The 13,156-nt window shown below is 44.1% G+C and carries 14 protein-coding genes; 8 read left to right on the top strand and 6 right to left on the bottom strand.

Annotated features, from left to right (window positions below):
- Window position 1: 1 nt before the first annotated feature.
- The 5 genes from C5Z25_RS07510 to C5Z25_RS07490 all read right to left on the bottom strand — a co-directional run bounded on the left by C5Z25_RS07510 (window position 2) and on the right by C5Z25_RS07490 (window position 3,629).
- A complete protein-coding gene (locus C5Z25_RS07510; protein WP_105452073.1) occupies window positions 2–661 on the bottom strand; it encodes a TetR/AcrR family transcriptional regulator in 660 nt (219 codons plus the stop codon).
- Between the two features lie 169 nt (window positions 662–830).
- A complete protein-coding gene (locus tag C5Z25_RS07505) occupies window positions 831–1,322 on the bottom strand; it encodes an alcohol dehydrogenase (RefSeq protein ID WP_105449587.1) in 492 nt (163 codons plus the stop codon).
- Window positions 1,323–1,614: 292 nt separating this feature from the next.
- On the bottom strand, window positions 1,615–2,412 hold the full coding sequence (locus C5Z25_RS07500; protein WP_105452072.1) for a DUF2812 domain-containing protein: 798 nt from the start codon (window positions 2,410–2,412) through the stop codon (window positions 1,615–1,617).
- Window positions 2,413–2,455: 43 nt separating this feature from the next.
- On the bottom strand, window positions 2,456–2,785 hold the full coding sequence (locus C5Z25_RS07495) for a helix-turn-helix transcriptional regulator (protein WP_105452071.1): 330 nt from the start codon (window positions 2,783–2,785) through the stop codon (window positions 2,456–2,458).
- Between the two features lie 127 nt (window positions 2,786–2,912).
- The gene (locus C5Z25_RS07490) at window positions 2,913–3,629 is read right to left on the bottom strand and encodes a GntR family transcriptional regulator (protein ID WP_105452863.1); all 717 of its coding nucleotides are present in this window, start codon (window positions 3,627–3,629) and stop codon (window positions 2,913–2,915) included.
- 196 nt (window positions 3,630–3,825) lie between these two features.
- Here C5Z25_RS07490 and C5Z25_RS07485 point away from each other — a divergent pair, with 196 nt between their 5' ends.
- From C5Z25_RS07485 to C5Z25_RS07450, 8 genes are all read left to right on the top strand, one after another.
- Window positions 3,826–4,095 (top strand): hypothetical protein, encoded by a 270-nt coding sequence (locus tag C5Z25_RS07485; RefSeq protein WP_105449584.1) that lies wholly within the window; start codon window positions 3,826–3,828, stop codon window positions 4,093–4,095.
- Between the two features lie 376 nt (window positions 4,096–4,471).
- The gene (locus tag C5Z25_RS07480) at window positions 4,472–5,032 is read left to right on the top strand and encodes an ECF-type riboflavin transporter substrate-binding protein (RefSeq protein ID WP_105452070.1); all 561 of its coding nucleotides are present in this window, start codon (window positions 4,472–4,474) and stop codon (window positions 5,030–5,032) included.
- Between the two features lie 3 nt (window positions 5,033–5,035).
- On the top strand, window positions 5,036–6,736 hold the full coding sequence (locus C5Z25_RS07475) for an ABC transporter ATP-binding protein (protein WP_105452069.1): 1,701 nt from the start codon (window positions 5,036–5,038) through the stop codon (window positions 6,734–6,736).
- Window position 6,737: 1 nt separating this feature from the next.
- Window positions 6,738–7,574, top strand: coding sequence for an energy-coupling factor transporter transmembrane component T family protein (locus tag C5Z25_RS07470; RefSeq protein ID WP_105452068.1), 837 nt, complete (start codon window positions 6,738–6,740; stop codon window positions 7,572–7,574).
- Between the two features lie 251 nt (window positions 7,575–7,825).
- Complete coding sequence (locus tag C5Z25_RS07465; RefSeq protein WP_105452067.1) at window positions 7,826–9,208, top strand: glycoside hydrolase family 1 protein; 1,383 nt, start codon at window positions 7,826–7,828, stop codon at window positions 9,206–9,208.
- Entirely contained in the window at window positions 9,208–10,683 is a 1,476-nt protein-coding gene (locus C5Z25_RS07460; protein ID WP_105452066.1) for a PTS sugar transporter subunit IIC, read from the top strand. The genes C5Z25_RS07465 and C5Z25_RS07460 overlap by 1 nt, the downstream gene beginning before the upstream one ends.
- A gap of 28 nt (window positions 10,684–10,711) precedes the next feature.
- Window positions 10,712–11,038 carry a PTS sugar transporter subunit IIB gene (locus C5Z25_RS07455; RefSeq protein ID WP_105452065.1) on the top strand — a complete coding sequence of 109 codons (327 nt, stop codon included), beginning with the start codon at window positions 10,712–10,714 and terminating at the stop codon, window positions 11,036–11,038.
- 192 nt (window positions 11,039–11,230) lie between these two features.
- Window positions 11,231–11,554, top strand: coding sequence for a PTS sugar transporter subunit IIB (locus tag C5Z25_RS07450; RefSeq protein ID WP_105452064.1), 324 nt, complete (start codon window positions 11,231–11,233; stop codon window positions 11,552–11,554).
- A gap of 53 nt (window positions 11,555–11,607) precedes the next feature.
- Here C5Z25_RS07450 and C5Z25_RS07445 read toward each other — a convergent pair whose 3' ends face one another.
- Window positions 11,608–13,113 carry a hypothetical protein gene (locus C5Z25_RS07445; RefSeq protein ID WP_105452063.1) on the bottom strand — a complete coding sequence of 502 codons (1,506 nt, stop codon included), beginning with the start codon at window positions 13,111–13,113 and terminating at the stop codon, window positions 11,608–11,610.
- Between the last annotated feature and the right edge of the window lie 43 nt (window positions 13,114–13,156).

The raw sequence follows: 13,156 nt of genomic DNA, 5'->3' as shown, positions 1-13,156 counted from the left end.
CTCAACTTTCACTATCATTTTTGGGGCCAACCAACCCAACTTCTAAAATATGCATATAAGCCTTAGCCCGTTCCACAATCCATTGCGTATCCGCCATGGTCGTCATCACTGAATGGGCCGGTAACTGTTGTTGAAATTCGATGAAAATTTGATTATAGACGCCCATAATTAACGCCACCACCGTTGGTCGATCTAATTCTGGTCGCAGAACCATCCGCTCAAGAACTGCTTCAATCAACGTTTGCATCGCCACCATACTTTGCGTATAAAGTTGCGTTAATTGCTGCTGAATCTCGCTTGGCAATTGTTCGGCATTACCATACGACGCAATCATAAGCCGCATTTCATCAGGATAACTTTGACCAAAATCAGCTTTAGCTTGCGTACTTTGAACCACTAACGTCACTAAATCAATCGGCGCTGGGGGTATCACTGAAACTAGCTTCAACTTGATTAATGCCGTCGCCGCTTGCACCGTTTCAAAATAAAGTTGTTGCTTATTCCCATAATAATGAAAAATTAAGCCCTTTGACACCTGAGCCGCTTTAGCAATCTGGTCGGTCTTCGCCTTGGTATACCCCTGACTGGCGAATTCATGGGTCGCTGCCTGCATGATTCGCCGCACTTTCTTGGGATCTTGCGGTCGTCTAACTACTGCCATGCTTGCCGCATCCTTTCTGGCTGATCGGTTATTATTCATTAATAGTATCACAATTAAGTTCAGCCAACCGGCTCCGCAAAAAAACAAGCTGTGCAAATTTAGGGCAGCAAAAAAGGCATTTGGATTTTATCCCAAACGCCTGCAATTAATCATCAGACTTATGTACGCGTTATTCCGCGCTTGACTTGGCATATTCGGCTAACACGGGCATCACATAATGTTGTTCCGCCTGTTTGCGCGCTAAAATAGCATCATCCATATCAGCAAATTGCTGATTTAAAACCAAGCGACCACGATACATTAAGCGGGCCACCCATTTTTGTGAGCACCGATCAAAAGAAACACCGATAACACCACTGCGGTTACGACTATTCGGCTTCAAACGGTCTACGGACGTACCTTGATATAATGGCAAATTATCGCTACGGCCCATATTTTGACGGGTTTTAGGATTTTCAAAGATATTTTTTCGACTGACGTCGGCCCGTAAACAGCCACAACTCTTCGTAATTTCTTTACGCAACCGATAACTGTCAACAACCACTTTTCGCCCACACGAACACTGACATAACCAGCGTGCATTGCCATTAGGTGCGCTTTCGGCCCGTTCAATCACTGTTAAACGGGTAAAAGTTACCCCAGTTAAATCTTTTAATCGCATCAAAATCACCTCGCTAATTTTTTCCTGGTCAACCTAATTGACCCTAACTACAATTTAAACTGATTTTATGAAAATAGTATGACGAATACCGCAACATTCATAGCATTATTTATTTATATTTTAATAGACCAATAATTACTGATTATAATAACGCACATCCCTGCTTTAGTCTTTATCAGAGTACTACTATTTTAATTTTGTGTCACCTAATATTATTTATATTATAAAAACCCTTGGTTACTGATACGCAAAAAGGACCCGTTTAATTTTCCGGGCCCTGCCTTAATATTCGTTAACTAACCCAACCAAGTGGTGCTAATCCCAACCAACTAATCACATTCACTTGTCCGGCAACTGGTAAAAATGGTTGGAGGGCTTGTTTAATTTCGGCTGCTGACGCTAACGTTTGCAAATCATACCAGTAAGTCCCGTTAGGGCTATGACCAACTAACGTCCAGCGGCCCAAACTCGCTACTGGCGCCAACGCTAGGTCACTCGGCATGGCCGTCAAAAAGACATGCATCGTCGGCATCCAAGCCCCCTCATAGTCTGCCGTCGCTCGGCGTAAAATTGCAATTTGTGCCTGTAAATTCTTAGTTGCCTTGGCAAATCGTAGCGCGACATAGATGCCAATTGCCCCATACACCGTCAATAGGATAAGCTGCAAATCACTATCCATGGTAAAAATCAGCAAACCAAAAAAGCCAACGCCTAAATAGATTAATAGATTCATTGTATTGAGAGCGCGATCGCGTAAACTGAGCGCCACTTTTAGACGCATTGGCGCATCCCCTGGTGATAACCGTGTCGCTTGGACCGCAGCTTGCGGACTCCCCGTATAAACAATTTGAATATCTGGGTTTTTGAGTTGAACCGTTGCTAACACGCTAAATAGCTGATTGCCCTGCGCCACAGTCGTCATCAATTCAGTGGGCACATACTCACTAAATAGACGATATGTCGCCTTCGTCCGCCGAAAATGATACCAATTCCCCTGAATTCGAGCCAGTAACCAGCCTTTTTGGGCCATCTGATTCAACCAAGTTAACTCTTGTCCTGATCCTTTAATTAAAAACCGATAACGCCACATTGACTCGCTTCCCCATTAAATCATTCATCTAAAACAATCATGCTTACACCTGTTCCCGTTTTAAAATCGCCGTTAATAGTTGCAGGCGATCTCGTTCGGCCGCTAACACCGCTTCACCGCCCCCAGTGATTTCATAAATGGCTTGATCATCATCATCTAAGCGCTCCGTCATTAAATAATCCTTGGTCATCGCATGTAAAGTCGTAAATAAGGTGCCTAATCCCAATTGCAACTTTCCCTGTGTCAACGCCGCAATTTTTGTTGGCAGCGCCGAACTTTTAATTGGTTGCCGGACACTCACTAAAATTAAAAAAGCCGCTTCTGTCATCGGTTCATACTTATCAATCAAACGTTGATAAAAATCTTCAGCCATTTGAAAGCCCCCTTTAGCGTTTTGGAAAGCGCTTACTTTTTCAACTAAATTATGCACCTCTTATTTACCGAATGCAACCTACGCAAAAAGCCCATGTAACGGCCATGGGCTAATGATTGTCGCTAAATTAGTGCACCTGAATATCCGCCACAACGGTACTACTGGCATACGGAAAATGCGATTCTGATAATTCAAAAGGTTGCCCATCATCCGTGTAACTGACTTGCTTAATCACAAGTACCGGATCACCAAGCTGAGCAGCCATCGCTTCAACATCTTCGGCCGTCGCTTTTGCCGCCGAAATCAGCCGATGAGAACCAGCTAACGACATGCCGCGAACCTGTTCCAAATAACCATAGATTGAACCTTCTAACACGTTTCTCGTTAAGGTCACAATACTGGTGGGCATCAGTGTATGCTCGTAGGCCCAAATTTTGCCATCCACGAATCGTGTTCGCCGAATCACGTAAACGGGATCCATCTCATCAATCATGAGTTGTTCAGCTTCGTGGGCGGTTGGTAAGCGAGCCTGTAATTCTAACACTTTACTGGTCACCTTTTTACCCTGATTGGTTCGCGTTGTCCCTAAAGGGCGGTCGACTTGGCTCGCCTGCCGCTGTTCTTTTAGCCCGAAATCTTTTCGCACAAAAGTCCCGGCCCCCCGCTTAGAATAAACCATCCCTTCAATAATCAATAACTGAATGGCTTTATGGATTGTAATACGCGTAGTGTCAAACGTGGTTGCTAACTTATTTTGATCCGGCATCAATTCACCTGGGGCATACTTACCGGTTTTGATATCTTGCCGCAAACTAGTTGCGATGGCTTCATACTTGTAAGCCAAATTAGTCACATTCCTTCTTCATTAGTCTTCTTGTCCAACAGTCTAACCTATTTTAGAGTGAAAATAAAACATTTGTATATACTTTTTATTTTAATTGTCATTTTCATCAGTTCCGGAGTTTATCGTTCCCCTTAACGGCGATTAATCGCTATAATAACGATAACTGGACTGTATTTTTTTAATGAGGTGATTAACGATGGAAGTCCATTCCTTAAAACTTGATCAAGACGCTGTGATTTATTCAGCCGCCATTAAAGCGCTGGCTGATTTCAAGCCCGAAATCGACGTTGATTTTTCAAAACTATCGAACCAAGCAGAGGCTCAGATTTTAGCTCAGGCCACCACTGAACAATTTACTGTAATTTTTCAAAAGTTATTAGAACAGGGTTATGCCAAAGCAATCTCAAAAGGCCAATTAGCCGAATGGGGCGCTTATTATATGGCCCATAAAGTCCACAATAAATAAATTAACCGTTCAATCTCGTGTAAACGGCTTCATTTGTTCGGATTTGCTTGCTTATCCAGTTAGTTTAGCGTATGCTATGGTAAGTTAAATTCAGATGAGAAAAAGCTGTGACGAGATGAGTAGCTGGTCAAGCGTCCTAAGAGAGTCGTGTTTGGTGCAAGCGATGGCGTGAACTGGTGAAGATGGTCTTGAAGAAGCCACTGAGGGTAACCTTGGTCGGAGCGATCCGTTACCATCAAGACAAGTCCCAGTATCGGGAAAATTCAGGTGGTAACACGCAAACGCGTCCTTGAAAGCATTTTGCTTTCAGGCGCGTTTTTTTTCGTCATCCGTACAACTTTAACTGATCTAGCCATTATAAGGAGTGTGTCATTAGATGCAAAATAAACAATCAACTTCCATTCGGACCGTTGTCGCCACTGGTATCGGCGCAGCTGTCATTTTTGTCCTCATGAAATTTGTCGCCATCCCAACCGGAGTCCCGAATACGCAATTTAACGTTGCCATGGGATTTTTAGCCTTACTAGGTGCCATTTTTGGCCCCGTTGCAGCTGGATTAGCCGTTTTTATCGGGCATGCTTTAAATGATTTTGTCACTTACGGTTCCCCTTGGTGGACTTGGGTCATTGTCGATGGCTTAATTGGGGTGGCTTTTGGGCTTGCCAAAAATCGCCTTAAGATTGACCAGGGGGTTTTAAGTAAAGCTAAGTTAATCTGGTTCAACCTCTACCAAATTGTCATTAACTTTATCGGCTGGGTTATCTTAGCACCCACCGGTGACATTATTATTTATCACGAACCTGCTAGCAAGGTCTATGTTCAAGGTATCACCACTTGGATTGTCGACTCAATTTCAGTGGCCGTCATTGGGACCATCCTGCTCGTTTTATACGCCCGGACGCGGACTCAACATGGCAGCTTAAAAAAGGAACGTTAACCTATGACTGCACCGATTATTACCTTCAAAGACTTTTCATTTCAATATGATAGTCAAACGGAACCAACTTTACGTCACCTTAATCTTGCCATTTATCCCGGTGAAAAGGTACTGATTGCCGGGCCATCAGGTTCAGGAAAATCAACGCTAGGTCGCTGTCTCAATGGTTTAATTCCCCAATCTTTCAAGGGTAAGCTCAGCGGTGAAGCTAGTGTGAACGGACAAGCAGTCCAAACAACTTCCATTTTTGAACGTTCACTGGCCGTTGGGACGGTCTTACAAGATCCCGATAGTCAATTCGTCGGCTTGTCCGTAGTAGAAGACATGGCCTTTTCCCTTGAAAATGACCAACAATCACAACCACAGATGCAAGCTGCCACGGCTAAATGGGCCCAAACATTACACCTGCAAGCGCTGTTGGATCAACGACCCCAAGCCTTATCTGGTGGTCAAAAGCAGCGGGTTGCCATGGCTGGCGTTTTAATTGATAACAGTAAAATCCTTTTATTCGACGAACCCTTAGCAAGTCTTGATCCCGCAGCAGGCAAAGCTTCAATGGCTTTAATCGAACAGTTAACTCACACAGAAGCTTTAACCGTTGTTATTATTGAACATCGCATTGAAGCCGTCTTAGAACAACCGATTGACCGGTTAGTCATCATGAGCGACGGTCAAATCGTGGCCAACGATCGACCCGAAGTTATTCTGAAGACCGCGTTGTTAGCGCAATTAGGCCTCCGCGAACCGCTTTACTTAGCCGCCTTAAAATTAGCTGGCATCGACCTACATGCAGTTAGTCATGTGGCGGACCTGCAACAATTAACCGTACCGAACTTAACAGCAACCTTGCAGCATTGGACAGCCGGGGTCGCCTTAAAGTCACCCGTGCCGCATCTTGATTCCTTGCTTAACATCGACCAACTTAGTTTTGGTTACGACCCTAGGAAACCAATTATTGACCAATTGTCGCTAACGTTGCATCGCGGTGAAATGGTTAGTTTAGTCGGCCAAAACGGGACTGGCAAATCGACTCTTAGCAATCTCATCACCGGTTTTTTAACACCTCAAGCGGGACACCTAACCTTCGATGGCCACGACCTCTTAACCCAGTCTGTTAAAGAGCGTGCAGACAAAATTGGTTATATTTTACAAGATCCTAATCAAATGCTATCAAAGACATTGATTTTTGATGAAGTCGCAACTGGGCTGGTTTTACGTGGCGTTGCGACCGCCACTATTAAAAAGCGCGTCTTAGCCACTTTAAAAGTCTGTGGCCTTTACGAATTTCGCCATTGGCCTATCTCAGCCTTAAGCTTCGGTCAGAAAAAACGCGTGACCATTGCGGCTATTTTAGTCTTGGAACCAACCATGCTCATCTTAGATGAACCCACGGCCGGCCAAGATTTAAAGCACTATACTGAAATGATGACCTTCTTAACGACGCTTAATCAGCAACAGCATTTGACGATTATGCTCATCACCCATGATATGCACCTGATGCTTGAATATACCGACCGGACCCTCGTGTTAGGGCATGGCAAAATCATCAAAGATGCGGCCCCCGCTGACGTCTTAACCGATACCGCCATCATCAAAACCGCTGGCTTGGCTAAAACAAGTCTCTACACGTTAGCGGCGCAACACCAACTCAATCCAACCGAATTTGTCGCTAAATTCGTCCAAGCGGAACGGGAGGCGCGTTAAGATGTCACAACTGCTTATCGGTTACACTAATCGACAGACTTTCTTACATCGACTCAGTGGTAGCACTAAATTACTCGGGTTTATTGGCCTATCAATCATCGGTATGATGACTTACGATACCCGCTATCTCATTGGAATTATGATTTTTTCGCTTATTTTGTTTCACTTTTCAAAAATTAAATTCCATGAAATTTCAGTTGTTGTCAGCGTCATTATCGGCTTTTCAGTGCTCAATCTGGTCATGGTTTATATTTTTGCGCCCCACTATGGTGTGACCATTTATGGGACTGAACATTTACTATTAGGTACCAATCAGCATTACTTTAATCTCACTACTGAACAATTATTCTATGAGTTTAATCTATTGCTCAAATACACGTTTGCCGTGCCCCTCGCACTCATTTTTTTAATGACGACTAATCCCAGCGAATTTGCGGCCAGTCTCAACAAGATTGGAATTTCTTATCGCATTAGCTATTCGGTTGCCATCGCTTTGCGTTATATTCCTGATGTTCAAAATGACTACCGAACAATCAGTCTAGCTCAACAGGCCCGCGGCTTTGAACTCTCTAAAAAAGCAACCCTACCAACGCGAATTCGGGGTGGCATCCAAATTCTTTTGCCTTTGATTTTTTCAAGTCTCGATCGCATTGAGATTATTAGTCAAGCCATGGAATTACGACGCTTCGGTAAGGGGAAGCATCGGACTTGGTATCGCGCCCAAAAATTTCAGTGGCGCGACTATCTAGCACTAACCATCGTCTTCCTCTTAATCCTCCTCGGCATCGCCGGCTTTAAACTCAATGGTGGCCGTTTCTGGAATCCTTTTAAAAACTAACTAAACCAATAGCCAACATATCCCTTATTAATGGGTCAACTTTAAAAGTTGGCTCATTTTTTGATGCTGCTGGCTCTTTTCACAGTGACTCGAAAGGTAATGATACCAGCATTGAACCCGAATACACTTCAATCTCCAGGCAAAAGAATATACAAATATAGTTAAAAGGATTGTTTTTAATACCAGTTCAGGCTATACTATCAGTGTTAAGGAAAGCGCTTCCTGCTACAACTTTTAGATTGGAGAAAACGATGCAAGAATCACGTAAAATGCCTAAAGATTTTTTCTGGGGGAACTCCGTTTCAAGCATGCAAACGGAAGGCGCCTGGAATGTGGATGGTAAAGGCTTATCCGTTTATGATGTTCGACCAGCGACGGCAACTACCGCTGACTGGCACGATGCGATTGATGAGTATCACCGTTATGATGAGGACTTAGATCTCATGCAAGCGTTGCATATGAACATGTATCGCATTCAAATTTCGTGGTCACGAATCGTCCCTGACGGTGATGGCGACTTTAATCCCGCAGGCTTGGCCTTCTACGATCGCCTCGTCGACGGCATGATCAAACGTGGCATTACGCCGATGATTTGTCTCTATCACTTTGACATGCCCTTAGCTTTAGCTCAAAAAGAAAACGGATTCATGTCTCGTCATACCGTGGCGGCATTCGTCCGTTTTGGTAAAAAAATTATTGAACATTTCGCTGATCGCGTTAAATATTGGATTACGTTCAATGAACATAACCTCTATTTCAGTGATGAAGCCTTTAATATCTCCGGCTACACCACTGGCGATCGGTCATTGAGTGATCTGTACACGATTTTTCATCACACGATGCTCGCCCACGCGCAGTTAGACGCCTTTGTACATGCGACCTATTCAGACGTCAAAATTGGTGGTATGTTGGCTTACACACCGGTCTACCCGGCGACTGCCAAACCGAACGACGTTTTCGCCGCCCGCCAATTAGATCAATTTTTGAATCAAAATTTGAATACGGCCTTCGTTAATGGACACTATGATCATGAAGTCCTGACCTTTATTAAGAACCACCATCTTGATTATGATTTACAACCTGGTGATGAGGCTATTTTAGCGGCAATGCATGCTGATTTCTTAGCTTTCAGCTATTATCGTTCAACCACGATTAACGCTGATAAAATTCCAGCGCACACGGCCCCTAATCGCTACTTAAATTTCGGCATGGAAAGTAACCGCTTTCTAGAGGCTAACGAATGGGACTGGCCGATTGATCCATTGGGTTTCCGCAATTTAATTACTGATTTATATAATCGTTACCAAGTTCCCGTCTTTCCGATTGAAAATGGGATTGGCATCCGTGAGCATTGGGATGGTCAGCATCCGATTGCTGATGACTTACGGATTCGCTATCACGCCGAACATTTAAAAGCGATGAAAGATGCCATGTTTCTAGATGGTGCCCAAGTGTTAGGTTACTTGGGGTGGGGCCTCATTGATATTCCAAGTTCACACGCGGATATCGAAAAACGTTACGGGGTTGTTTATGTTAACCGAAGTAATCATGATTTAAAGGATCTAAAACGCGTGCCGAAAAAATCTTATTATTGGTTACAAGCAGTTTTAGAAAAAAATGGAGATGAATTGTAATGGATGAAACAAGTAGTAACAGTGCTTTCAGTAATTTCATTAACAAAAAAGTGCTACCACCGATTATGAAGTTCGTGAACACTAAACCGGTGAAAGCCTTACAAGATGGGATGGTTTATGCGCTCCCCTTTATCATTATTGGGTCAGTCTTCTTAATCCTATCAAATATTCCAATCGCTTCCGTTGCGGCAGCGGTGAAAGCTTCCGGCTGGTCAGCCTTCTTTAACCAAGCCTATACCGTTACCTTTGGGATTATGTCACTTTGGGCCGCCGTTGGGATTGCATACGTTTATGTCCGTAATGAGGGTTATGAAGCTTTGCCAGCTGGCTTAACGTCGATGGCAACTTTCCTCTTATTACAAACTTTAAACATCGCTAGTCCATTAGCTGGTGCAATGGGTAAAGCCGGTACTGGTATTACCAACGCCGCTGGCAACGTGGTTATGTCTGGTGGCGCCGTTGCAACCAACATCGACAAATTACCAACCGCTTTACAAAACTTTGTCACCTCCCCCGTTACTGGCGTCATTAATATCACCTGGCTAGGTGGTCAAGGGATGGTTGCTGCCATTATCGTTGGGATTTTGGTTGGTTGGTCATATTCTGCGATGATTCGCGCCGGCTGGAAGATTACCTTACCTGAACAAGTCCCTTCAAGTGTCGCTAATCAATTTACTGCGATGATTCCTGCTGGGATTATCCTGATTGTTTCAATGTTAATTTATGCTGCTTTCAATGCTTTTGGCAATACTGATGTTTTGCAATTTATTTATAAAGTTTTACAAACACCTTTACAAGGATTATCTGATTCTTTAGGTGGTGCCTTAGTCATTGCCCTATTAGTCCCATTCTTCTGGTTCTTTGGGGTCCATGGTGGCTTAATCATGGGAGCCATTACCAGTGGCTTGTTAATTCCCAACACCTTTGATAATGCCGCTTTATATAAAGCCGGTAAATTAACTGTTGCTAATGGTGCCCACATTGTGACCAATGAATTCTACAATAACTTTATTAACTTAACCGGTTCTGGGATTACGATTGGCTTAGTTATCTTTACGTTAGTCGCTGCTAAGTCAGTCCAGTTTAAGACAATTGGGAAAATTGAATTAGTCCCAGCTCTCTTCAACATTAACGAACCTTTCCTATTTGGTTTACCGATTGTCATGAATCCGTTCTTGGCAATTCCATTCTTCCTGACACCAGTCATCGTCGCTTTGTCGACTTACTTAGTCATCTACTTCGGGATTGTACCGCCATTGAATGGATTCGCTGCACCTTGGACAACACCTGCCATCATTTCTGGCTTCTTAATCGGTGGTTGGAAGATGGCCATTTGGCAAACAATTACCCTGTTAATGTCTGTCGGCATCTACTTCCCATTTGCTAAGAAATATGACGCAATCTTGACAAAACAAGAAGGCGCTAAAGCCGCAGCTGAAGCAGCTGCTGGCAACACTGCTACTGAAAAATTATAAAATTAAGTCCTAAAAGGAGTTCATCATTATGGCTGAAAAAATAATTATGTTGGCTTGTTCGGCTGGCATGTCAACCTCGTTACTGGTTTCTAAAATGGAAGCGGCCGCTAAAGCTGATGGCGTTAATTACAAGATCTTCGCCACCGCTTCATCCGACATTGATCATCAACTAAAGTCTGAACAAAAGCCAGATGTTTTGATGCTAGGACCACAGATTAGTTATATGGCTGCTGATGTAAAAAAGAAAGCCGACCAAGCTGGGATTCCAATGGCGCTTATCAACATGCAAGATTATGGCATGATGAACGGTGAAAACGTCCTAACCACTGCTGAAAAACTATTAGGCGATAAGTAACCGGCTAGCTGAGTAGCACAAATTAACTTTTGGTACACGTTTCGACCTGCTGGATAACCAATACCAAATAGGGACTGCAAGAATTAATTACATTCTTGCAGTCCCTATTTTTTTGTCTTAGTCGGTACTTTTCATTTGGTGCTAGCTATGCTAAGGTATTGCTTAATATACCGTCGTAAAGGATCCTCACCAATGCCTAAAAAAACCATCATGTTAGCTTGTACCGGTGGCATATCCACCTCATTACTCGTTGCTAAAATGCAGACAGCCGCCGAACAGCAAGGTACCAATTACTACATTTTCGCCACTGCTGCAGCCACAATTGACCGCGAGTTAACGGCCGCCCAGCGCCCAGATGTCCTCTTATTAGGCCCTCAAATTAGCTTTTTAGCACCAAAAGTCAAGCTGCTCGCTGCCCAATTACATATTCCCATGGCTATTATCAACATGCGTGACTATGGGACAATGAACGGTCAAAAAGTACTCGCTTTAGCAGAAACCCTTTTGACATCCTAAGTAGATGTTTCACGTGAAACATTTTAAAACTACGCCAATCAAACTAGCACGCATTATTGTCGCAATAACCACTGCAATTGCTGGAGCGCAACTTGATGGTCGGCAGTACTATGTTTCGCCACGTAATAATACGCTAAAGTCTCGTGCCATTGCATCTGGCGCTCAGCTGGCAACTGATAATAACGGTCAAAAGTTCGCTGGAAATCTGCCGCTGTAGCACTCGCAGTCAACTCTCGCTGGCAAAATTCTCGTAATTCTGGCCGGGTTAATCGCGATCTGGCAATTGGTCCGGATGTCTTGAACCGCTGTTCCAGCTGAGTTTGCATGGTCGTATCGGCATGCTTGGCTAGCCAAGCAACCACAGTAGCGTCAGTCTGCTGAGCCAGTTCTTGGAACCAAGCCAGTGACAGTTTAGTACCAAACCGAGTCGCTAACAAACGTTGCCAATCGGCCCGTTGCTCGGCGGCCTGATGATAGATCCAACCCCAACAACTATTATAAACATCATCATAAAACCGAATCGTTTGGCGCTGATCTAATTGCCGGGTAACTTGGTTCAACGCTTGCACAAAATCACGATCCAACATTGCCAAACGGCGCACCTGAATTTGGCCATTCTGCTGATACTCCGTCACCATTAATCCAAACTGGTAAGAATTGACTAGTGGCCGGGTTGTTGCTGGTGGTGTCAGTTTACTGAACAGTGCTTTAGCTGTCGCACGGTCTGGGCGGGCCACAATAATGACCGCTAATTGATGTAAATATTGACGGTAAAGTGGACTAGTCTTAAGCTTTTCGACAGCGGACTGAACCGTTCGTTGCGCTGCTTTAGTCCGTTGTTGCTGAGTTGCATCCGCTTGCGCCTTTTGAACAGCAGCTTTAGTTGCGACCGTTTTCACTTCCAACTTGACCAATTGGTCATAATCCTTTAGAGCTGGCTTTAAGGCTAACAGCGGTAAGGTCGTCGTGCGACGTTTCAAATAAGTCGTCACCGTTTGGCTAGTCGTCGTTCGCAACTGCTGTGCCTGGGCATGCTGGTCGCTTGATAATTGTGGTAACCATGGTTGCTGGAACATAATCGTTGGGATGACTGGCACTTGGGTCGTCAACGTTTGATATTGAGCGACTGCATAAAAGTTATCTTCCGTCGTAATCACCATTAAATACCGCGTTTCTGCATTCATGAACTTCTTCACGCATTCAGAACCCACCACTAAAGCTTGCTGGTTATGTTTATTTTGCACATGATATTCATAGCGCACTGGCTTATGACACAGCTCGCAATGGTGCCAATTATGCCGGTCATCGCTCGGATTAATCACATACGGTAAGCTCGCTAAAAGCTGCCACTCATGGCTACACGCTGTCAGCCATGCCGCATGGTCATGCAAGATCAAATTACGCACCGTGTCTAATAAAAAGTCACTGGTCGCTTTGACGGTCACATGGTCACGGAGCAGGCCGCTAATTTGTTGTAATGTCGTGGTTCGTCGGGCTCGTTCGCTCAATAGAAAAAAGCGATTCTCGGCTGGCGTAATCAACGTGGTCATTGCTGGCATATCAATTCCACTCCTCATAAAAAGTCTTTTTCTAGCATAGCAT

Source organism: Lactobacillus sp. CBA3605, assembly GCF_002970915.1.
Taxonomy (GTDB): domain Bacteria; phylum Bacillota; class Bacilli; order Lactobacillales; family Lactobacillaceae; genus Lactiplantibacillus.
Note: the sequence above shows the minus strand (reverse complement) of the source record. Positions and strands in the feature narration are given on the sequence as shown.

Coding starts and splice junctions, on each gene's coding strand:
- C5Z25_RS07455 (WP_105452065.1), top strand. CDS start 10,712: ATGGCTGAAAAAATAATTATGTTGGCTTGTTCGGCTGGCATGTCAACC.
- C5Z25_RS07450 (WP_105452064.1), top strand. CDS start 11,231: ATGCCTAAAAAAACCATCATGTTAGCTTGTACCGGTGGCATATCCACC.
- C5Z25_RS07460 (WP_105452066.1), top strand. CDS start 9,208: ATGGATGAAACAAGTAGTAACAGTGCTTTCAGTAATTTCATTAACAAA.
- C5Z25_RS07485 (WP_105449584.1), top strand. CDS start 3,826: ATGGAAGTCCATTCCTTAAAACTTGATCAAGACGCTGTGATTTATTCA.
- C5Z25_RS07480 (WP_105452070.1), top strand. CDS start 4,472: ATGCAAAATAAACAATCAACTTCCATTCGGACCGTTGTCGCCACTGGT.
- C5Z25_RS07505 (WP_105449587.1), bottom strand. CDS start 1,322: ATGCGATTAAAAGATTTAACTGGGGTAACTTTTACCCGTTTAACAGTG.
- C5Z25_RS07495 (WP_105452071.1), bottom strand. CDS start 2,785: ATGGCTGAAGATTTTTATCAACGTTTGATTGATAAGTATGAACCGATG.
- C5Z25_RS07465 (WP_105452067.1), top strand. CDS start 7,826: ATGCAAGAATCACGTAAAATGCCTAAAGATTTTTTCTGGGGGAACTCC.
- C5Z25_RS07475 (WP_105452069.1), top strand. CDS start 5,036: ATGACTGCACCGATTATTACCTTCAAAGACTTTTCATTTCAATATGAT.
- C5Z25_RS07470 (WP_105452068.1), top strand. CDS start 6,738: ATGTCACAACTGCTTATCGGTTACACTAATCGACAGACTTTCTTACAT.
- C5Z25_RS07445 (WP_105452063.1), bottom strand. CDS start 13,113: ATGCCAGCAATGACCACGTTGATTACGCCAGCCGAGAATCGCTTTTTT.
- C5Z25_RS07510 (WP_105452073.1), bottom strand. CDS start 661: ATGGCAGTAGTTAGACGACCGCAAGATCCCAAGAAAGTGCGGCGAATC.
- C5Z25_RS07500 (WP_105452072.1), bottom strand. CDS start 2,412: ATGTGGCGTTATCGGTTTTTAATTAAAGGATCAGGACAAGAGTTAACT.